The sequence below is a fragment of the Flavobacterium sp. AC105 genome (assembly GCF_979258495.1).
In genome coordinates this window covers 879772-899558 of sequence record NZ_OZ409860.1, presented here as the reverse complement: position 1 = coordinate 899558, position 19787 = coordinate 879772, and the positions used below count along the sequence as shown (strand labels likewise).

Below are 19787 nucleotides of genomic sequence, written 5' to 3'. Positions count from 1 at the left end.
AATTATATATCTCGAAATTGTTTTTGGTGATTAAGTTGCCAAATATCGTTTTTCTTAAGCGACTGCAAAAATAATTCGTTACTATTTCCTTTACCAAAATCATTTGTAAAAGTCTTAACCTTGTGTGAATTTATTATTGAAAGAGCTCCTTTTATTTCTTTTTCGGAATAGTCAACATTGATAATATCAGCATGAACAGCTCTATTTTGCTGGCGAGTCCCGATATTAATAATTGGAATTCCATAATACGGCGCTTCACGGATTCCAGCGCTGCTGTTGCCAATTATAAATTGACTATTTTTTAATAGTGTTAAAAAATATTCAAATCGTAGAGATGGGAAAATTCTGAATCTTATATTATTTTTTAATTTATCAAATTCATCTATTATAAATTGACTTCCTAAATCATTATTCGGAAAAATGACTACATAATTATTATTATCCTTTGACAGGCAATTCACAAAAGTGCTTGCGTACTCCTTCATGGAATTAAATTCAGTCGTCACTGGATGAAACATCACTATTGCATAATTTTCGAAGGAAATTCCATAATATTTCTTAGCATCTTCTAAATCGGGCAGATTGTTAGAAAACATAATGTCAATATCAGGCGAACCAATTGTAAAAACGGATTCTTTTATTTCGCCCATCTGAAGTAGTCTTTTTGCTGCTTGCTCATTCGATACAAAATGTATATGACTTAGTTTAGTTACACTATGTCGAATTAACTCATCTACGGTTCCTGAAACCTCACCTCCTTCAATATGTGCAACTAAAATATTATTCAATGATCCTACAATAGCTCCCGCAAGTGTTTCAACACGGTCACCATGTACAACAATCATATCTGGGTTTGTATTTTTGCAATAATTTGAGAGCCCTACAATAGTTCTTGCTAAAGTTAAATCCATTGTAGTTTCATGGGTATGGTTTTCAAATGTAAAAACATTCTTAAAATTACAACGTTCTATTTCTATTAACGTATAGCCATAAAGCTCTTGTAAATGCATTCCGGTAACAAAAACAAAAACTTCAAAGTCTTGATCTTGCTCAAGTGTTTGAATTAAGGATTTTATTTTACCAAAATCAGCACGAGTACCTGTAAGAAATAGGATTTTTTTTATATTGCTACTCAAAATCAATAAAATCTAATTGCTCATCATTTTCAATATCTCTAACCGCTTCTTTTCCAATTAAATCGTTAAAATGTTCTGCCAGAATTTTTCCTGTACCTGGTCTTTTTACCCAAATATTCTCTTTTGATAATTTCTCACCTTTTTTAATTGATTTTATAGCGCAAACTGTCGCAAAAGCAAAATCAATAGTAACCTGTTCTTCAAGAGCTGGCTTCTTTGTTCCGCCGCGCATTAATGCAATTTCAGCACTTGCAACAATCAATTCACTGCAAGCCTTTTCATCCATGCTGCAAATAATATCCGGGCCGGTTCGTTGCATGTAATCTGTAAAATGTCTCTCTAAAACACTTGCCCCCAAAGCAACAGCTCCTAAACAAGCATTATTATTTAACGTATGATCACTTAATCCAAATACTTTAGTTGGAAAAGCATTGTGTAACTCAACCATTGCACCAAAACGAACTAAATGTATAGGTGTTGGATATAAATTTGTAGTATGTAATAATGCAACCGGAATATTATATTTGTCAAAAATTGCTACAGCTTTTTGAATGCTTTCAATAGTATTCATACCCGTACTCAAAATTACAGGTTTGCCAAAAGAAGCAATATGTTCTAATAAAGGATAATTATTACATTCTCCTGAACCAATTTTGTAAGCCGGGATATCAAATTTTTTCAAACGTTCTGCAGCAGCACGTGAGAAAGGAGTAGAAATAAAAATCATACCTTTGCTTTCAACATAGTTTTTAAGTTCAAGTTCTTCTTCTTCATTTAAAGAACAACGCTCCATAATTTCATAAATCGAAACATCAGCATTACCAGGAATAACTTTTTTTGCAGCTCCAGACATTTCATCTTCTACAATATGAGTTTGATGTTTTACAACCTCAACTCCAGCTCTGTATGCTGCATCAACCATTTCTTTGGCTACTTGTAAAGAACCTTCGTGATTAATACCAATTTCGGCAATAACTAACGGTGGAAAATCTGACCCTATTTTACGGCCGGCAATTTCTATATATTGATTCATTTTTTTTTATATTCGGGTTTTATTTTTTTGATACAAATACATGGCATAATCAAAATCGTCTAACGTATCAATATCAACATGTGCAAAAATATGATTTACTTCGAATGGGAAAGCATTTTCTGAAATAATTATATCATTCAGAATTAGAGATGCCTTTGTTATATATAACAAGCCATTTTCAAAAAAAAGTGGCTCTAAATCCTGGCTTCTTTGTCCTATGGAATAGTTAAATGGAATAAACTCATGAGCTTTTATTTTACCAAGCTTTTGATGATTTCGTGAAACCGTAAACAGACTGTCATAATTTTCTTTTTCATAGAAATCAAAAGCTTCTTTTAATAAACCCTCTGGACGCAATGGATTTGTTGCCTGTAATAAAATAATATTTTCAACATTAGGCCCAATACATTCCAATACGTGTTTTAGAGCCGAAACTGTAGGTTCTAAATCTCCAGAAATGGAGGCTGGTCGATCAATAACTTTAGCACCAAACTGCAAGGCTGTTTTTTTTATATCATCGTTGTCTGTCGAAACATAGACCTCATCAATAATCGTATCATTATGTTGCGCATACAAAATCGAGTGGACCAATAAAGGCAACTCTCCTAACATTTGTATGTTTTTACCAGGAAGCCGTTTTGAGCCGCCACGGGCTGGAATTATGGCGATGGTTTTCATGATTTTAATTTTATCAAACTAAGTTTATTCCAAAAATAGCCCTCTTTATTTTTTATGAGATTTTGAATAGGCTTCTCAATGTAGATATAGGAGATCGAAGCTACAATGATTAAAAGAACAAATCTTATAAAAAAAACTACCGTTATATCTGTTAAATGAAAATATTTATTGAGACTATACGCACTCACTAAAGAATAGACAGGATGTTGAAGTATATAAATTCCAAAGCTTATTTCTCCTAAAAAAACAAATATTCTTTTTTGAAATAACCTTGTTATAAAACCATTATTTAATGAAATAAAAATTATTAATGGTATAAAAAACAAAGCTAATAATCCATTATGAAAACTTAAATAGTCGGAAAATCTTAAACTGAAAATTATAAGAAAAAGTAAGACTAAAATTAAAAAATCATAATTTCTTTGTCTTAATTTAATTTTTTGAGTAAAAAGGAACCCTGCTAAAGTGCCAATCAAAAATTCGTTAATATGCAATAATGGATTATACATTATAAAATCTTTCAGAAGTGAGAACTTCTCTTTTCCGCAATATAGAAGATAAAGCGATTGAAAAACAATTTGACTTACAATCCAAAATAAAATAATATATAAGAAGATTTTTTTTGTTTCTGTTTTTTTAAAATACTTAAATAAAAATGGAAACATAGCATAAAAAATAAATTCTACTGACAATGACCATCCGGGAGGGTTAACCGTTAGGATTTTGCCAGGAACCCATGATTGAATCATAAAGACATTTAAAAACAAAGCTGAAAGGTCTAAGTCATGACTACGAACTTGTAACAAAAACATAACCAATAGCGCTAAAAAGTAAACCGGATAAATTCTGGCAAATCTATTTAAAAAATATTCTTTTGCTGAAATCACAGATCTGTGCGAGTAAGCAATCATCATTACAAATCCAGACAAAATAAAAAAGTAACTTACACATACATCTGCGTTACTAAATATAAAATCTACATATCTGTTATTAAACAAAAAACTCTTTTTCCCATAGTGAAATATAACTATTGAAATTGCCGCGAGAAATCTGGTAAAAGTTAATTGTTCTATTCTCATATCAGTTTTAAGTTATTATGTAATCTAAATTTTGCTTTTTCTATTATCAAATTCATGCCATTATTCCAATTTTCCATAGTGTATAAATCTGCTGAGAAATCATTAAATTTATAATCATTACTTAAAAAGTCATGAATAGCATCTTCCCATTCAGAAACAAAATGCGGATTTTCTACTAATTTTCCAAATTTGCCCTCTTGCAAAACTTCAGGAACACCTCCCATTGCAGATGCAATGCAATAAGATCCACAGTGTAAAGCTTCGATCAAACTGAGACCAAATCCTTCCTGGCACAAAGTTGGAAAAAGGTAACAATCTGAAACCTGATAATATTGTGGAAGTTTATCATTAGGAATTTTACCCAAAAACGAAACTCCCTCCATTTCTGTTCTCGCCTCACAACCTATAACAAGTAAAACAATATTATCATACTTTGGATAAACAGTCTTCCAAACATCTAAAATTAAATTCAATCCTTTTTTGGGGCGATCATTAGAACACCAAACAAATACTTTTTTGTTTTTTAAATTAAGGCGGTCTTTTAAAATGATTTTTTCAGCATCCGAAATTTTTGCAAATTTTTTTGTATCAATACCATTTGGAAGAATCGAAAAATAATTTGGCAATATATTGATTTGTTTGTTATGTTCGTCATAACTTTTTTTAGTCAGCACAACAATCTCATCTACAATACCATAAAAGTCTTTCTCTGAATCTTTTTGATTATGAGGCAAATAACCGTGATAAAAAAATTGAATGTAAGACTGTTTATCGATCCCTTTTGAAATTAAATAATTTTTAAGAGGTTTGACCATTCCATAATTATCAACGATCTGAAATATATACTTTTCATTGGATTGAATCAATTTATCCAGAGCTTGAAGGTATTCAGTGTTTTTTTTCTTTAAAATCCTTTTACTGAATTTGGTAATTAAAGTTGATTTGACAAAACTATACTTAACTCCATCAAAGGTTTCTTCCGGTAAATGGCAAACTATACAATCAATTTTATGATTCTGTAGTAAATAATTTTTATAAAGTGTAGTCCAGCTTCCTATTTTGGAAAATGGAAGTGGGGCCTGAGAAATTAGGATTACTTTTACAGAATTGCTCATATACTCATATATCTTATTACTTCTTCTTTAGAAAGCCCTTTCCATCTTAAACAGTAATACCATATTTTTTTTCTCGCAATAATTTTTGAGAATATTATGTATTTAAAGAAAAATCCAAGTCTTGAAAATTTAATTTCAGGTAAAAAAATGGACTCTTTTAATATAAAGTTATCCGGTTTAATATTTTCTAAGGTTCTTTTCATCCATTCCTCTTCTACATTACCCATATGGTAAGCAAAATTATCTTCTGTTGAAAGTCTCCACATTCCTTTTTGTACAACAGGAAAATCTAATAATTTCGATTCGCTGTCACCTCCAAGTACAAAGTTAGAATATGTGGAATGCCTTTTTTGGAATACTTCTTTCTTATATGTTGTTACATAATGTCCTGCACCCACTACAGCTTTAAAATCTCCGTTACTGACTGTAAGATACTTTTCTAACTGAATCGTATTGTACATTTCAGGATTTCCGACACTTGCCGCAAATGCCTTTAAGGCCATGGGATTTTTAACTTTTGTAAAATATAGCGATTTTGAGAACATTCGTTCAAACCAAATATTAGAAGTATAATTTTTTAAAGACTTTGAAGAAGGAGTTGGACAAACAGCGCCCGTTTTTGGGAATTTTTTGAAAACCTTGTAGGTCTCCTCCTGCCAATCTTTTAAAAATAGCACGTCGCAATCACTGACTGTTATAAATAAAAAATCATGCCCGGCAATTCCTTTTAGAATTGCATTTACTTTTCCAATATTAGAAGTATTAATTATTTCATGCAGGACTTCTTTATGATATAAATCTTCCAGATATTGTTCTACTTCATCGCAACTTCCGTTATTAACTACTGTGTAATATGTGTTATTATGGCTTGTTTTGAATAACGATTCCATACAATATTGCAAGATCTTAAAGCTATCCTTAAAATACCCTTCCTGATTAGGTATATATACAGGAATTATAACCTGATGAAAGAACTCATTGGTTTCCTGCATTATATTTCTATTAGGATTAAAACCTATTCGCATGATATTCTTTCCTTATTTTGGGGCAAAAATAGAACAAAAGTTGTTTACGATAATTCTATTGCTTTTTTTTATTAGTTAATTGTAGATATACCAATTTTGGAATTTTAGTAAAAATCATTCCTATCAATTTAAAAAACTTAAGAAACTGCCCGCTTTTGATATAATATTGAATCAAGAAGACAAATATGCTCTTTTTTTTATGATTGAATATTTCTCTCTCTAATTTGTATTCAATGTAATCTATTTGTTCTTTATTAAACTTAGCTTTAAATTCTGTCAACAAGCTTTTGTAAAATTCTAAAATGGCCTCATGGCGATTGTCTAATTTTAGACCTCCGGACAAGTTGACTTTGCTCTTCCTTATTTGTATTACAGAACTGTTAATTGTGAATATATCTTCAAAAGAGGAATGTTCTAAAATTAAAATATCATCAGAAAACAATGCATGTGGATATTCCTTAAAAGAATAGTTATAAAATTTATTTTTTCTAAAAAAATATTCACTTAAAGAACTCCTGCTCAGGCCTTTTAATTTATTAATCAACGAATCTACTGCAAGCTCGACTTCAGGATGATTGAATACCAAAGATGTTCTATTGTCCTCATCATCAATCATTTCTGTCGCAAACCTTACTACATCAATGTTTAATGCATTAATTTCGACCTCTTTTTCATAAAAATCCTGGACAACATTTTGACTTAAAACATCATCATCTCCTAAAATCATAATCCAATCGCCATCATGTACTAAATCAAGGCATCTTTTCCAATGTTTTACTAAAGAAACACTTCCTAAATTGTCATTAAATTTATGATAGGTAAGAGAAAACTTCCCTTCAAATTCTTTTAATAATTCAGTGGGATTGTCTTTACTATTATCATCAAAAATGAAAACATGAAAATTTTTATTGATTTGGTTTGATAAAGAAAGTAAGGTATCTCTAAAGAAAACAATTTTGTAATACGGAATAACTATGGAAATCATACAGTCTATTTAATTTTATCTCTTTAGAATAATAAACATCATTAATTTTAGATTTTTCCATCTAAACATCCAAAAAGGATTTAACATAAAAAGATTTGAAATCGCTTTATAAGTATGCTTTTTTAGACCTTTGATTTGTAAACTGCAAAGACTATTAATAAGTATCTTATATTGGTTGTCATTTATTTTTCCAATCTTTTTAAATTCAAGCAAAACTTCCTTTAGATAACCGGAAAGGTCTCCATATTCTTTTGAATTGGCAGAAATATTATTAAAATGAATTCTATATTTTGCCAATGGTTCATCGATATAATAGAAATCAGTAAAAAAAGATGTTCTAATCCAATACTCAGAATCTTCAGCTGCTGATGGCATTTTTTCATTAAAAAATCCAACTTCATCGATAATTTTTTTTCTGACAAAAGTTGTAGGCATCATTATCGTCCAATTTCCCATCATTTTCATTGACACATTTCCATGCTTTACTTCTGGTGTGCCCGGTCTTCCTACTACTTTATTTTGTAAAATCGTATGTTCGTCAATGACATCGCAATAACTATGAACAAGTCCAAAATTCGGGTGGGTTTCTAAAATTGCTACCTGTTTTTCTAATTTATTTTCAACCCATAAATCGTCATCATCAGTAAAAGCAATATACTTGCCTCTTGATTCTTTAATACCAACATTTCTTGGCCTCGCAGGACCACCTGAATTTTCAATTTTTATGTAACGCAATTTGCTATATTGCTGACATAAAAGAAAATTGTCATCGTTTGGAGTTCCATCATCTACAACTATAATTTCAAAATCCTGAAAAGTTTGTTGCATAATGCTATCTAAAGTCAATTTTAGATAAGAAGTCCTGTTATATGTTGGAATAACAACTGTAACTAAAGCAAAAATCATTTTAATATTATTGTTTTACAATATGTTTAAATATTTTAAAAAAGCAAAATTTAAGCAGCTTAGAAAAATAGAATACTTCTAAATTTTTATTTTTTTGAATTTTTCTAATACTTGAAACATTCAAAAAATCTTTTTTATTATTCCATATGTAGTATTTAATATAATGATCTATAAATTCAGGATATTTAGCTGTTACTTCAAAATAATTTAAATATTTTGCTTTCTCGTGATAGATTGTCTCTAAATTATTTTTTTGCAAAATCGTTGTTGTTGATCCTTGATGCCTTCTAAAAAAATTTAGAGATTTATTTAAATAAGCAAAAGAATTATTCTTGAGCAGATAAGACCAAAGAAAAATATCTGAACATTGTCTATTAGTAAATATTTGACTTGGAATTTCTTCCTGAGGCTTTCTAAATACAACAGAACTCCCATTTGTTATGTAAGGATTAAACGGCATACGGTTAAAAAAAACTTCCTTTTTGAATACTTTGTAGTTTTCTTTATCAACCTCCAAATCTTTAAGTCTATTTGTAGAATCGTAAATTAATTTATCGTCTTCAACATAATTACTGCCGCAAAAAGCTAGTGCAACAGCTTCATTTTGATCTAAAATTTTAACTAGTTCTTCTAAAAAAGTGGGATCAGAATAATCATCTGTTTCAGCGATCCATACATATTTAGTTTGCGCCAGTTCAATTCCTTTTTGCCATGAAAAATATCCGCTTCCGGAATTTTTATCATTTATAACAAAATGTTTAACCTTAAAATTGCTGTTGTTTCGCAGAAATTCTTCAATAATTGCAACGCTATTATCGGTAGATTTATCATCAATTATAATGGCCTCCCAATCTTTGTAAGTTTGATTTAGGATTGAGTTTAGCCTTTCTTTCAAAAAAGGAGCATGATTGTAACCTGGCAAAATTATAGAAACTAAAGACATTTATTTAAGTATTGAATTCCAGCAATCTACAATAGTTTTCACTTCCATGTCCATACTGTATTCAGAAAGTATAAAATCAGATGCTTTTTTTCCCTTTTCAACAAATAATTGATTGTTATTATCATATTCAAGCATTACACTTTCGAGTGTTTTTGCAAAAGAAACCACATCCCTGTCTTCGATTGGATAACAAAACTCATTTTTAAAAAATTCTTTTCCTCCTTTTCCCGGATATCCTACAATCACACAACCACAGGCCATCGCCTCTGCAGGCGGCATGCCAAATCCTTCTTTATGATTGAAACTTAAAAACAAAGCCGATTCCTTTAAAACATCGGCAACTTCATTTTCATTCATTTTATCAATCACTTTGTAAGTCCAGTCCTTTAATTTATTTCTGGAATTTAAAAGATTAATAACCTGAACAACATCTTCATTCAATTTTCTGGGCATAAACGCTATTTGTTTTTTCTTAGTTGGGGAATACGAAAAAACTTTACTGTCTATTCCATATTTCACACGGTAAAGCGGTACATCAGGAAAGCCATAACTAATATAATTTATAGCGTCTGTAGAAGCTACAATTACTGCTTTTAAATTTTTATCTAAATAAGGGCTGCTTTTTTCGGTAAAATCACAATTCCAAAAGGTATAATAACAATTTTGATTGTAAATTACTTTCCTATTTTTCAGGAAAAATTTATCACTTGCTTTACCATAAACTTCCGGAAAAACAATTATATCTTCTTTATCAAAGACAGCTTCCTTAAACTCAAGATTATTTTTTAAACTTTTAAGATCGGAAGCTTTAATAAGTATTTTTTTTAAAACAACCAACGTGCTGATAAGGTTGATTTTTTTACTCTCTTTTGTTAAAAATTTTTCAATCCCGTTTATTGATTTAAAATGATAGGCAACCTTGGTATCATTTTTAAACCAATTGCATCTAAATCCTTTTTTCTTATGCAAAATAAAAGCTTCAAATCCGTTGTCATTCAAAATATCTACTTGTCGATATAATTGTTTTATTCCTCCCGAAGGAGTATTTAGATCTGGTGCTATAAAAAAAATCTTGTTCATATTAATTTTTTAATTGCCTTTTTTATTCTTTTTACCGGACTTATTGCGGCTATGATTTCCATAATTGAAAATACTTGCAAGCTTTTAAGAAGATTAATTCCTAAATTTTCATTTGAGCCAAAAAGATAATTTTGTAGATAGAATTTTTTCTTGTTTTTTATTGAAACTATAAATAGTTCTTCATTAAATACCTGCAATCTACTATTTCTTTCAAGTAGACTATCATAGATTTTTATAGTGGTTTTTACTTCTTCAAAAGTAACATCCTTCGAAAAATATAATGCTGTTTTTATCTGATCACGGCTAAAAAGATCCGTAATTTTTAATTTATCCAGCATTACCATTTGACAATTAAAAATTCCGTTTTCTTGTTCTTTCTTTCTAACGCTTGATGTCTGGCTTTCATGAATTCTGTAATAAAGCAAAACTTCGTCTAAATTGGCTACTTTACCAACAGTTATTAAACGCGTCCATAATTCATAATCTTCAGCGGGCTCAAAATTTTCATTATAATTATTTTCAAGAAGAATTTGATGCCTAGCCATTATTGTTGGATGATAAAATGATGCATTAAAACACAACTGTATTTTTATACTATCATGACTGGATGGATATTTTGAAATAAGGTTTTGTCCTATTATTTCCACTCCGCATCCACATAAAATTATTTCGGGGTTATTTTCCAGAAACCGCAATTGCTTTTCAAATCGTTCAGGCAAACTAATATCATCACCATCCATTCGTGCAATATATTTGCCTTTAGCGATTAAAACTCCCTGAATCAAACTATTAGTAAGGCCCGTATTTTGCTCTTTTTCTACTAAATTAATTCTTGAATCCTCATAAGATTTTATGATTGATAAAGTCGAATCTGTAGAACAGTCGTCGATTACAATTAATTCAAAATCTGAAAAAGTTTGATTCAATATACTTTCAATTGCATCTTTGATATACAATTCGCAATTAAAAACAGGCATTAAAACGGAAATTTCTGGCATTACTATTTTTTGGATATTGATTGTTTCAGGGATGAAAAAATTTTCCTGATATACTTACTATCAATATTTCCCGATAGTAATTTTTCGAAAATAATTTTGCCTCCTTTTAAATATTCCCGATTTCTTAAAAAATTAAATTCATTGTGTACGACCCATGATCCAACCCATAAATGAACGGCATAACTTTCCGGCTTTATATATTTTTTATAGTTTATAACATCATCGTTATTAAAGGGCAAAGGATAAAAAAAGTTAGGCGGATAAATTGTTATTTCATCATATTTTTTTATCTCAACTGATTCTTTAAAATCATACTTCAGTTTAAAAGCGTCTGTTATAATCTTGGTTATAATATTTTTTTTCCAGTCAATTTTTGTAGTGGTATCATGAATTTCATATCCTGAAAGACAATCTTTTATAAATTGATTTTGTTTTTTCGAGCCAATAATACCACAACTTACAATTTCAGCCTCTTCAGCACCAAAAAAACAATCATTATCAACAAAGTCAGTAAGCGGTTTTAAGAGCATCATGTCGGTATCGAGATAAATACCGCCATGTTCATACAAGACTTTTAACCTAACATAATCAGCAACAAAAGCCCATTTTTTTTCTCTATATGCTTGTTCAACAAAGGGCAGGCTTAAGTTTGTATTTTTCTCATTCCATTCGATTATTTCAAAATCCGGACAATACATTTTCCAGGACCGGATACAATCTTTAATGAGTTTTGATTTTCTGTTTTTTCCAAACCAACAATAATGAATTGTTTTTGGTATCATTTATCTCGTAAGTTTTTTAAGTGCTTTTTTTAAAATAAAAGGTATGTAGCGTTTATAAAAAGCTAATTTGAAAGAATGGGGCAAGTCTACCTTATGATGTTCTTTGCTGAAATAATTTCCTTTATTTTTTAAAACTGCTATCCAAAAGTCTATTAACCAAGCGTAGTTTTGATTGTACTGTGTTTCTACATTCAATCGTTTATTTATTTCGTTAATAACGCTACTATCTTCTTTTAATTTATTGATATTAACTGCTCTGTTATTTTGCGTAACAGATAAATTATGAACGCGAATTGTATTGAGTGGTTTTGATACAAAGGCTACATTTCCTGCTAAAAAAGCATTTCCCCAAAATGACCAGTCACCACTATATCTAAAATTTATTGGATAAAATTCATCCTTTATAATATCTTTTCTAAAAACAGCTGAACTAACATTTATTACCGGGCATTTAAATCGTCCATATTCTTTTAGAAGAGTAAATCCGCTTTCTACATAATTTGAATTCCACTTATCGCTCTTAAATGAATCCCACCAGTCGTTAAGCTTTAATTTATCATTGATGTAAAAGTAACTATTTGAATGTGCTATAACGGCGTTATTATTTTCTAAAACAGTGACCAGCTCCAATAAAAAATCTTCATGTGCCCAATCATCGCTTTCTGCTATCCAAATATATTTTCCGGTTGCTTTTTGAATACCATATTTCCATAACCCAAATGGACTTCCAGAATTGGACTCATTAAAAAAAATATGTGCTATCTTATCGTTCTCGTTATAGCTGTTAATAATTTCTTTGCTATTGTCTGTTGAACAATCGTCAAGAATTATTAACTCAAAATCATGATAGCTTTGTCTCAGTACACTTTCAATACGCTGTACAAGAAAAGGAGCATGATTATAATTGGGAATAATTACTGAAATTGTTTTCATCTACGCTTAAAAAAATTTCTGATTTTCTTCTCCATTCGATATCCGATACTTTTATTTGAAGTAATTACCCGTTCGCCTAAGCTCTCAATCTTTAAAGCCATAATCTCGCAATCTGAGGTTCTTTTTTTAATATTGAACAATAAATAAGATTTATAATCTTCTTTTGAAATTACTTGATCCAAAAATGACAAAGCAATAATGGTATGCTCCAGCATAACGTCAAAGTCTTTTGTTGCACTTGTATTATGGTTTCGGTAAAAAGCCAGTATTTCATCAATAAAAATTGCAGTCAATTTTTTCTGAAAGAAAGTTAGCCACATAATCCAATCTTCATTTGCTTTCAAACCATCAACAAAACGGAAATCATCAAATAAGGAAGCACTAAAAAAACCGCAATGAATTGGGATATTAAATCTAAATCCCCATCCGTACAACATTTCATTAAAGCATAAATTCTCCTGGCTTAATTCGCAGAAAGAAGTCAATTCATCATGAATATCATCTTTAAACATTTTAAAATGAGAAACGACAATATTTTGATCCAAATGATCTTTTATTTGAAAAAGTGATTTGCTTAATTTTTCAGGATGCAAATAATCATCGGCATCCAAAAATTGAACATAAGAGCCTTTTGCAATATCTAAACCTGCATTTCTTGCCGAACTTATACCGCCATTTTGTTTTTCTAAATATATAAATCGAGAATCTGTGCTGCACCAGTATGCTGCTATTTGAGAAGTATTATCCGGACTTCCATCGTTCACAATAATACATTCCCAATTGGAGTAAGTTTGATTTAAAACAGATTGCAACGAATCATTTAAAAAATGCGCTTGCTTATAGGATGGAACAATTATAGAAACTAACGGGTTGGTCATTTTAAAATTTGTTTATCAATCCCCATTTAACTAATAACTGCAATTTCTTAGATTTTCGCAGCTTTGAAACTATTCTTCTCAATTCATTAAGTTCGTTTAAATCATCAACAAGGTTGCTAAAATCAGCTTTTAAAACCTTTTGTCTTTCCTTGTACAATAACTCATCATTTTCCAGATTAGAGCTAATGCCGTCTAAATAAAAAACAGAAAGGGTTTGGTTTATCTTTATATAGCTGCAGTTAAATTGAAAAAGTGCAATAATAAAGAATTTCCAATCTGATACAAATTTTAAGGTTTCATCATATAACCCAATTTTTTTAAAAAGCTCTTTTTTTATTAAAGTGGATTGATGACATAATGTTGCTGTATAAAAATGGGCAAAATTTAACTTTTCAGAATAGGATAATATTCGTGATTTTTTTTCGTCTTTTAGAACTATATCAAAATAAATCACGTCGTAGGTTTCTATTTTACTGTGATTTTCTTTTAAGGTGGTATTAGAAAAAAAATGATCTCCACTGTTCAAAAAAAACAAATATTCTCCCGAAGCTTTGGCAATACCTTTGTTCATAGCATTATAAATCCCACTATCCGGCTCACTTACCCAGTAATCAATTTTATCACTTAGACTTTCAATATATGCAGCACTACCATCAGTTGATCCTCCATCAATTACTATGTATTCAAATTCCTGCCAGGTTTGGCTAACAACACTTTCAATGGTTTTTTTTAGCCCCTCGAGATTGTTATAGTTGATGGTAATTATAGTGAGCTTTTTATTCATTTACGAAAGCAATTTTAATTAGTATTTATAACTCGTTTTACATTTACAGCAAACTTTTTTATGTTTTCAGAATAATCCAAATCATATTTTAGTTTATTAAACGGGTTATTCATTACCTCTATCATTTGTAATGCCAATGCATTGTAATCGTTTGGAGCAAAAAAATAGGCTTTATTTTCTAATTGCTCTTTATGGACTTCAATATTTGAAACAATTAAGCTGCAATTTAATGCTTTCGCATCTTCAACAACCGTACTCCATCCTTCAAACAGGGAAGGTTGTATAACAGCATCTGCATTTTTCATCAATAAAAGTTGCTCTTTTCTATCAATAAAACCTAAAAAACTAATTTCATTTTCCAGTTTATATTCTACTATTTTTTGCTTCAAATTATCCGTATAATCAGGATTTCTATAATCATACTCTTTTCCTGTAAAAATAACTTTTACCTCAATCCCTTGTCCCTTTAATATTTTAGTGGCTTCTATTATGGCAATTTGGTTTTTATGTTGCCAAAATTGATTCGGAGAAAAAAAGTAATTGCCTTCAATTCCATATTTTTCCTTAACCTGACTAAAATTTTTCAGGTCGAGTTCCGGATGTACTACTGCAAATTGCAAAACATTTTTTTCATTTTTTGAATCAGGATAAAAACTATTAAAATCATTAAGGGCATTATTACTGCTAAACACTACCGGGTGTCCTAGAGTTACCAAATTTTCATAATTTAATTGACGGCTCGCTACTTCTTCCGGAGAAAAAAAAAGAGGCAGGTATTTTTCCTGAAAATCGGGAATCCAAAAAATTAATTTATTAATGTGTGATAAATTGGCCGGAACTCCATGTAAAGGAAAAACGCAATCTAAATTAATACCTTTAAAAAAAATCTTTCTTTTAATAAGTTTTTGAGAAATTTTATTAGCAAAACGTTCTATTTTACTGTATTGTGGTTTCGATGGAATAAATTTCAATCGCGGATAATTCGTAGCATTTTGCAATTCCTTAAATTGCAATTCATCCTTAGTTAAGATATATAATTTTATTTGTTCCTTACGCGGAAGATAATTTAATGACCGGATTAAATTTTGAACATAATAAGTTCCTCCAATCCAGTTTTCGTCAAAATTATAGACAATTCCTATTCGACTTTCTTTAGCCATTCAATATATTTTTTAAGCCCTGAGTACAAATTAAATTGAGGTTTAAAACCAAAACTTTTCAGCGATTGTATATCAGCCAGCCAATTATTTGGGTCTCCTATTTTTACTTGCCCGTTAAAGACAACTTTCTTATCTGAAGAAAATCCATCTATAAAAATTTGTACCGCTTCTGAAATAGTGGTTTCAACATTACTTGCAACGTTGTAAATCGATCCTTCAAATTTGGAATTCTCAATGACTAAATCCAAAATAGTCATCAAATCATCTATGTAGATAAAATCTCTCGTCTCGTTTCCGGTACCAAAAAGTGCAACAACATCATCTTTCATCGTTTTTTCATACAAATCCCAAAATAGTTGTTTTTTTAAACCGGGTCCATATGCAGAAAAAACGCGTAAACTGACGGTTCTTAAACCAAAAAACTTATGATATTCTGTTAGTAAAAGTTCACTTTGCAATTTATGAAATCCGTAGGGAGATAAAGGCTTACAAATACTGTTTTCAGCTATTGGCAGAGATTCAGGATTACCGTAAACAGCGGCACTTGAAAAATTGATAAACTTACAATTACTGCAATGATCGCGAATAGCTACAAGTATCTTTTGTACGTTAATTACATTAAGTTCAAAATCTTTTGAAGGATTTTCAAATGAAAAACCAACATGAGCTGAACCGGAAGCATTAATGCATACATCAAATTGATGTCCTTTGAAAGATTTGGAAAAATCAGAATTTTGATGCTCTATCTTAAAATAATTTTTATCTGATGAATCCTGAATATCAACTTGATATACATCATGTCCTTTTTCAGTAAAATAACCTACACTATGGCTTCCAATAAATCCTTTTGAGCCTATTATTAATATTTTCATTTTTCCTGATTGTATTCTGGTAGATATTTTACAACAACTGCGGGATTTCCAGCTACAACTGTCCAAGCTTCGACATTTTTTGTAACGACAGCACCGGCAGCAACAATTGCACCTTTGCCAATAACTACACCTTTTAAAATAACTGCACTAAAACTAATCCATACATAATCATTAATTATTATAGGATCTGTTATTATACTGCCTTTATTTTCCCATGAGCCATTTTCAATTAAGTCAGTATATCTTTCTGCCCTTTCCAGATAATTAATCTCATGCGAATTTGTATCAATGATACTAACATTATGCGATATCAAAACATCATTTCCAATTATTATAGAGTCTCCGGACCATATTCTGGTGCCATCGCCTACATAACAATTAGTACCAATTTTTATAGATCCACCATATCTCAAAACCAATAACTGTCCCCGGATATGAGTATGCTCTCCAATAATTATTTTTGTTTTGTCATGCTGCGAATTATAGACTTTAGCTTCAGGATAAAATTTACTATTTTCTCCCAAAACTACCTGATTCTTGCATTCGTCAATAGTATTTCTATTATTTATTTCATTTATAGTTTTCGCAAGTTGTTTGGTATCGATTAATCTCGATATAATTTTAGAGCATTTTTTTTTAATTAATCCCTTTATTTTTTTAATTAACGCCATAAAATATTATAATAACATTTATATCTTGATAACTGAAAAGAACGACAAAGCATAGTTACATTTAAATTTAACGAATAGATTAATTTAATATGGTTTATTTAGAGAAGTATAAATAAGTACGATTAATACCGTCAGATAATTCATTTTCACTAATATCGCAATTTGGAAATTTATCCATCATATATTGCTTTATTTTATTAATAGAATAATCTTTAGGTATAATTGCATTCCAACTCGCTACATGTTTGTCAGTTGGATCTACAAATTCTAAAATAATTCCATTAGTCGCATACTTTTTACATGTCTCACAAAATAAATAAACCGGTATATTTTGTCTAATGCATATATGATGTATTAATCCTAAAGAAAAAACAATTTCAGATTTAAATCTAGTAAATGAATTTTCCCAAAACAATGCTGGCCCAAACGCCGGCGTTGGTGTATTAAAATTTAAATGAGCGGGAGTGATATTTTTATTATCAGATTCTAACAAAAAATCAACTATTTCTTCCTCATAATCAAATGCAATAACCGATGCTCCTAAACTAGAAGCCATAAAAGCATAATAGCCCTTATTGGACGCCAAATCAAGAACTTTTTCCGGTTTTGTTTCAGATAATATCTTATGTACAAATTTCTGTTTTAAAGATTCTAGTTTATCAAAATCAAATTTTTGCTCCGTATAATAATTAGACCAATATTGTGGTTTCACAGAAATTGGTTCATGTTGTTTGAGCCATTTTAATATTTCCTCAAGCAATTTTTTAGGATTATTTTTAAACTTTGCTATTGCTCTAAATTTCCAAAATAGTATTTTTCGTAATCTTACAGATTTAAGTAGGGTTACGCCAAATCCACCCCCACCATTTTCCTTTCTATATTCTTTAGAAAATTTATAAGTTTTTGGCGAAAAATTTGCTAACCAAACTGGGATAATGTAAAAATTAAAAAACTCATCAAACCATGCCTGAGTAATACTATCTCTTTTTATAATAGAACCAAAATCATAAAAAACTGGTCTAGTTCCATCAAAAGAAACATTCCAAGGATGAGAGTCATGAGTACCAAATCCTTTTTCAGATAATTTTAAATTTAATTCAATGAACATACATGCAGCTTGCCAAAACATTTTATTAGAATATTCGCAAGGATGTAATATAAAAGGTATTTTTTCATGTTCTAAAATAATTCTTTCTTCTTCTTTTAATTCTTTAACTATTTTGGTACGAACAAGACCAATAGAAAATAATTCCTCTACATAATCAGAATTCAATAAATTTTTAAAACTATTAACGCTCTCCTTATTTTCAATAATTCGATAGACATTATTTTCTTGTATTAAGATTCTACCTGATTGATCAAATAAATAAGGCGCTTCATCAATATTAAAATCACTATTTATCATTAAATTTCCTTTTATTAATTGGCTTCTATTTTCCATGAATGTCTATAAATAACCTTTGCAAGACTATTATTATCCAAAGTTTTGCTTCCTCCTAAATAATTCTCGTTTACAACATCAAAAGAAACTTTCTCAACAATGTAGTCCTGCATAACATCATTGTTAAACAAGGCAAAATTTATTAAGTATCTACCGGGCATAATTGTGAGATGATCTTCCATTATGCAAGATATACGCCCTTCATTATATTCTTCCTTCAATATTAAATTAGTAGTTGCAGTACTGTCAAACCTTAAAATACCTTCTTCTCTATCATTGTAGACCCCTATAAGTACTTTTAAATTATTTGTCTCTACTTTTTTATTAACTATAAAATCAAGATCAAAACCTATTCTTTCGCCTAACTTAAAAACATAAGTTGCTTTATCAGAATTCCTTAAGACAATTTTTGTAAATCTAATATTTCCCTCTCCAGATCTATCAGTAAAGCTAGAAAAATCTGATACTAGTTCTTTTTTACCAATAAGATATTTTGCAATTGTATCTTCTATTGTACCGCTAAAAGTTACTTTTCCATTCTCTAATAATATTCCCTTTGTACATAAACTCATTACTGCAGCCATATTATGGCTCACAAATAAAACAGTTCTTCCCTCACCTCTCGAGATATCCTGCATTTTCCCAATGGCTTTCTTTTGAAATTCAGCATCACCAACAGCTAAAACCTCATCGATAACCAAAATTTCTGGCTCCAGGAAAGCGGCAACTGCAAAGGCCAAACGAACAGTCATACCTGAACTATATCTTTTTACGGGTGTATCTATATATCGCTCACATCCTGAAAAATCAATAATTTCATCAATTTTAGAAGCGATCTCTTTTTTAGTCATTCCCAGAATTGCTCCGTTTAAAAAGATGTTCTCACGACCTGTCATTTCACCATGAAAGCCAGTTCCTACTTCAAGAAGTGATGCGATGCGTCCTCGAGATTTGATACTTCCGGTTGTTGGAGCCGTTACTTTTGAAAGTATTTTTAAAAGGGTCGATTTACCCGCTCCGTTTTTACCAATAATTCCAAGAACTTCTCCACGCTCTACTTCAAAATTAATATCCTGTAAAGCCCAAACATATTCTGAAGTGCCTTTTGTAGAACGATCATTTGTATCTCCAATTTTTAAATAGGGATTCTCTTTACCTCTTATTTCATGCCACCATCTGTTTAAATCGTGACTTAAAGTACCCGTGCCAACTTGCCCTAAACGATATTGTTTAGAGATATTTTCGGCTTTTAAAATTATATCTTTTTCCAATGATGAATTGTAAATTG

20 protein-coding genes are annotated in these 19787 nt (G+C 30.1%); all 20 read right to left on the bottom strand.

All coding sequences use genetic code 11. The features are described 5' to 3' along the window. Positions 1 to 2: 2 nt before the first annotated feature. The 20 genes from neuC to ACZ0AH_RS03850 all read right to left on the bottom strand — a co-directional run bounded on the left by neuC (position 3) and on the right by ACZ0AH_RS03850 (position 19770). Positions 3 to 1136: a UDP-N-acetylglucosamine 2-epimerase gene (gene neuC / locus ACZ0AH_RS03945; RefSeq protein ID WP_463474554.1), complete on the bottom strand. Its 1134-nt coding sequence runs from the start codon at positions 1134 to 1136 to the stop codon at positions 3 to 5. Then, entirely contained in the window at positions 1129 to 2169 is a 1041-nt protein-coding gene (gene neuB / locus ACZ0AH_RS03940; RefSeq protein ID WP_463474553.1) for an N-acetylneuraminate synthase, read from the bottom strand. Before neuB ends, neuC begins: the two co-directional genes overlap by 8 nt. Positions 2170 to 2175: 6 nt before the next feature. Further along, positions 2176 to 2847 (bottom strand): acylneuraminate cytidylyltransferase family protein, encoded by a 672-nt coding sequence (locus tag ACZ0AH_RS03935; protein ID WP_463474552.1) that lies wholly within the window; start codon positions 2845 to 2847, stop codon positions 2176 to 2178. Beyond that, positions 2844 to 3926 carry an acyltransferase family protein gene (locus ACZ0AH_RS03930; RefSeq protein WP_463474551.1) on the bottom strand — a complete coding sequence of 361 codons (1083 nt, stop codon included), beginning with the start codon at positions 3924 to 3926 and terminating at the stop codon, positions 2844 to 2846. The genes ACZ0AH_RS03935 and ACZ0AH_RS03930 overlap by 4 nt, the downstream gene beginning before the upstream one ends. Continuing rightward, positions 3923 to 5041 (bottom strand): glycosyltransferase family 4 protein, encoded by a 1119-nt coding sequence (locus tag ACZ0AH_RS03925; protein WP_463474550.1) that lies wholly within the window; start codon positions 5039 to 5041, stop codon positions 3923 to 3925. Before ACZ0AH_RS03925 ends, ACZ0AH_RS03930 begins: the two co-directional genes overlap by 4 nt. Next, complete coding sequence (locus tag ACZ0AH_RS03920) at positions 5038 to 6066, bottom strand: glycosyltransferase family A protein (RefSeq protein ID WP_463474549.1); 1029 nt, start codon at positions 6064 to 6066, stop codon at positions 5038 to 5040. Before ACZ0AH_RS03920 ends, ACZ0AH_RS03925 begins: the two co-directional genes overlap by 4 nt. 55 nt (positions 6067 to 6121) lie before the next feature. Then, the gene (locus ACZ0AH_RS03915; RefSeq protein WP_463474548.1) at positions 6122 to 7051 is read right to left on the bottom strand and encodes a glycosyltransferase family 2 protein; all 930 of its coding nucleotides are present in this window, start codon (positions 7049 to 7051) and stop codon (positions 6122 to 6124) included. 15 nt (positions 7052 to 7066) lie between these two features. Further along, positions 7067 to 7957 (bottom strand): glycosyltransferase family 2 protein, encoded by an 891-nt coding sequence (locus tag ACZ0AH_RS03910; protein ID WP_463474547.1) that lies wholly within the window; start codon positions 7955 to 7957, stop codon positions 7067 to 7069. Between the two features lie 7 nt (positions 7958 to 7964). Beyond that, positions 7965 to 8900, bottom strand: a complete 936-nt coding sequence (locus ACZ0AH_RS03905; RefSeq protein WP_463474546.1) for a glycosyltransferase family 2 protein — start codon at positions 8898 to 8900, stop codon at positions 7965 to 7967. Continuing rightward, positions 8901 to 9980 (bottom strand): glycosyltransferase, encoded by a 1080-nt coding sequence (locus ACZ0AH_RS03900; RefSeq protein ID WP_463474545.1) that lies wholly within the window; start codon positions 9978 to 9980, stop codon positions 8901 to 8903. Next, a complete protein-coding gene (locus tag ACZ0AH_RS03895; protein ID WP_463474544.1) occupies positions 9977 to 10978 on the bottom strand; it encodes a glycosyltransferase family 2 protein in 1002 nt (333 codons plus the stop codon). The genes ACZ0AH_RS03900 and ACZ0AH_RS03895 overlap by 4 nt, the downstream gene beginning before the upstream one ends. 2 nt (positions 10979 to 10980) lie before the next feature. After that, a complete protein-coding gene (locus ACZ0AH_RS03890) occupies positions 10981 to 11760 on the bottom strand; it encodes a glycosyltransferase family 32 protein (RefSeq protein WP_463474543.1) in 780 nt (259 codons plus the stop codon). Continuing rightward, positions 11761 to 12693, bottom strand: coding sequence for a glycosyltransferase family 2 protein (locus tag ACZ0AH_RS03885; RefSeq protein WP_463474542.1), 933 nt, complete (start codon positions 12691 to 12693; stop codon positions 11761 to 11763). Beyond that, complete coding sequence (locus ACZ0AH_RS03880; RefSeq protein ID WP_463474541.1) at positions 12690 to 13571, bottom strand: glycosyltransferase family 2 protein; 882 nt, start codon at positions 13569 to 13571, stop codon at positions 12690 to 12692. The genes ACZ0AH_RS03885 and ACZ0AH_RS03880 overlap by 4 nt, the downstream gene beginning before the upstream one ends. A 1-nt stretch (position 13572) precedes the next feature. Then, positions 13573 to 14355 carry a glycosyltransferase family 2 protein gene (locus ACZ0AH_RS03875; protein WP_463474540.1) on the bottom strand — a complete coding sequence of 261 codons (783 nt, stop codon included), beginning with the start codon at positions 14353 to 14355 and terminating at the stop codon, positions 13573 to 13575. Positions 14356 to 14369: 14 nt separating this feature from the next. After that, positions 14370 to 15515, bottom strand: coding sequence for a glycosyltransferase family 4 protein (locus tag ACZ0AH_RS03870; protein ID WP_463474539.1), 1146 nt, complete (start codon positions 15513 to 15515; stop codon positions 14370 to 14372). Beyond that, positions 15494 to 16387, bottom strand: coding sequence for an NAD-dependent epimerase/dehydratase family protein (locus tag ACZ0AH_RS03865; RefSeq protein ID WP_463474538.1), 894 nt, complete (start codon positions 16385 to 16387; stop codon positions 15494 to 15496). Before ACZ0AH_RS03865 ends, ACZ0AH_RS03870 begins: the two co-directional genes overlap by 22 nt. Then, entirely contained in the window at positions 16384 to 17058 is a 675-nt protein-coding gene (locus tag ACZ0AH_RS03860; RefSeq protein ID WP_463474537.1) for an acyltransferase, read from the bottom strand. Before ACZ0AH_RS03860 ends, ACZ0AH_RS03865 begins: the two co-directional genes overlap by 4 nt. 94 nt (positions 17059 to 17152) lie before the next feature. After that, positions 17153 to 18499: a methyltransferase domain-containing protein gene (locus ACZ0AH_RS03855; protein WP_463474536.1), complete on the bottom strand. Its 1347-nt coding sequence runs from the start codon at positions 18497 to 18499 to the stop codon at positions 17153 to 17155. Next, entirely contained in the window at positions 18478 to 19770 is a 1293-nt protein-coding gene (locus tag ACZ0AH_RS03850) for an ABC transporter ATP-binding protein (protein ID WP_463474535.1), read from the bottom strand. The genes ACZ0AH_RS03855 and ACZ0AH_RS03850 overlap by 22 nt, the downstream gene beginning before the upstream one ends. Positions 19771 to 19787: the final 17 nt, after the last annotated feature.

Excerpts from the sequence above, each read along its gene's own strand:
- neuB (WP_463474553.1), bottom strand. The coding sequence starts at position 2,169 with ATGAATCAATATATAGAAATTGCCGGCCGTAAAATAGGGTCAGATTTT.
- ACZ0AH_RS03935 (WP_463474552.1), bottom strand. The coding sequence starts at position 2,847 with ATGAAAACCATCGCCATAATTCCAGCCCGTGGCGGCTCAAAACGGCTT.
- ACZ0AH_RS03930 (WP_463474551.1), bottom strand. The coding sequence starts at position 3,926 with ATGAGAATAGAACAATTAACTTTTACCAGATTTCTCGCGGCAATTTCA.
- ACZ0AH_RS03925 (WP_463474550.1), bottom strand. The coding sequence starts at position 5,041 with ATGAGCAATTCTGTAAAAGTAATCCTAATTTCTCAGGCCCCACTTCCA.
- ACZ0AH_RS03920 (WP_463474549.1), bottom strand. The coding sequence starts at position 6,066 with ATGCGAATAGGTTTTAATCCTAATAGAAATATAATGCAGGAAACCAAT.
- ACZ0AH_RS03915 (WP_463474548.1), bottom strand. The coding sequence starts at position 7,051 with ATGATTTCCATAGTTATTCCGTATTACAAAATTGTTTTCTTTAGAGAT.
- ACZ0AH_RS03910 (WP_463474547.1), bottom strand. The coding sequence starts at position 7,957 with ATGATTTTTGCTTTAGTTACAGTTGTTATTCCAACATATAACAGGACT.
- ACZ0AH_RS03905 (WP_463474546.1), bottom strand. The coding sequence starts at position 8,900 with ATGTCTTTAGTTTCTATAATTTTGCCAGGTTACAATCATGCTCCTTTT.
- ACZ0AH_RS03900 (WP_463474545.1), bottom strand. The coding sequence starts at position 9,980 with ATGAACAAGATTTTTTTTATAGCACCAGATCTAAATACTCCTTCGGGA.
- ACZ0AH_RS03895 (WP_463474544.1), bottom strand. The coding sequence starts at position 10,978 with ATGCCAGAAATTTCCGTTTTAATGCCTGTTTTTAATTGCGAATTGTAT.
- ACZ0AH_RS03890 (WP_463474543.1), bottom strand. The coding sequence starts at position 11,760 with ATGATACCAAAAACAATTCATTATTGTTGGTTTGGAAAAAACAGAAAA.
- ACZ0AH_RS03885 (WP_463474542.1), bottom strand. The coding sequence starts at position 12,693 with ATGAAAACAATTTCAGTAATTATTCCCAATTATAATCATGCTCCTTTT.
- ACZ0AH_RS03880 (WP_463474541.1), bottom strand. The coding sequence starts at position 13,571 with ATGACCAACCCGTTAGTTTCTATAATTGTTCCATCCTATAAGCAAGCG.
- ACZ0AH_RS03875 (WP_463474540.1), bottom strand. The coding sequence starts at position 14,355 with ATGAATAAAAAGCTCACTATAATTACCATCAACTATAACAATCTCGAG.
- ACZ0AH_RS03870 (WP_463474539.1), bottom strand. The coding sequence starts at position 15,515 with ATGGCTAAAGAAAGTCGAATAGGAATTGTCTATAATTTTGACGAAAAC.
- ACZ0AH_RS03865 (WP_463474538.1), bottom strand. The coding sequence starts at position 16,387 with ATGAAAATATTAATAATAGGCTCAAAAGGATTTATTGGAAGCCATAGT.
- ACZ0AH_RS03860 (WP_463474537.1), bottom strand. The coding sequence starts at position 17,058 with ATGGCGTTAATTAAAAAAATAAAGGGATTAATTAAAAAAAAATGCTCT.
- ACZ0AH_RS03855 (WP_463474536.1), bottom strand. The coding sequence starts at position 18,499 with ATGGAAAATAGAAGCCAATTAATAAAAGGAAATTTAATGATAAATAGT.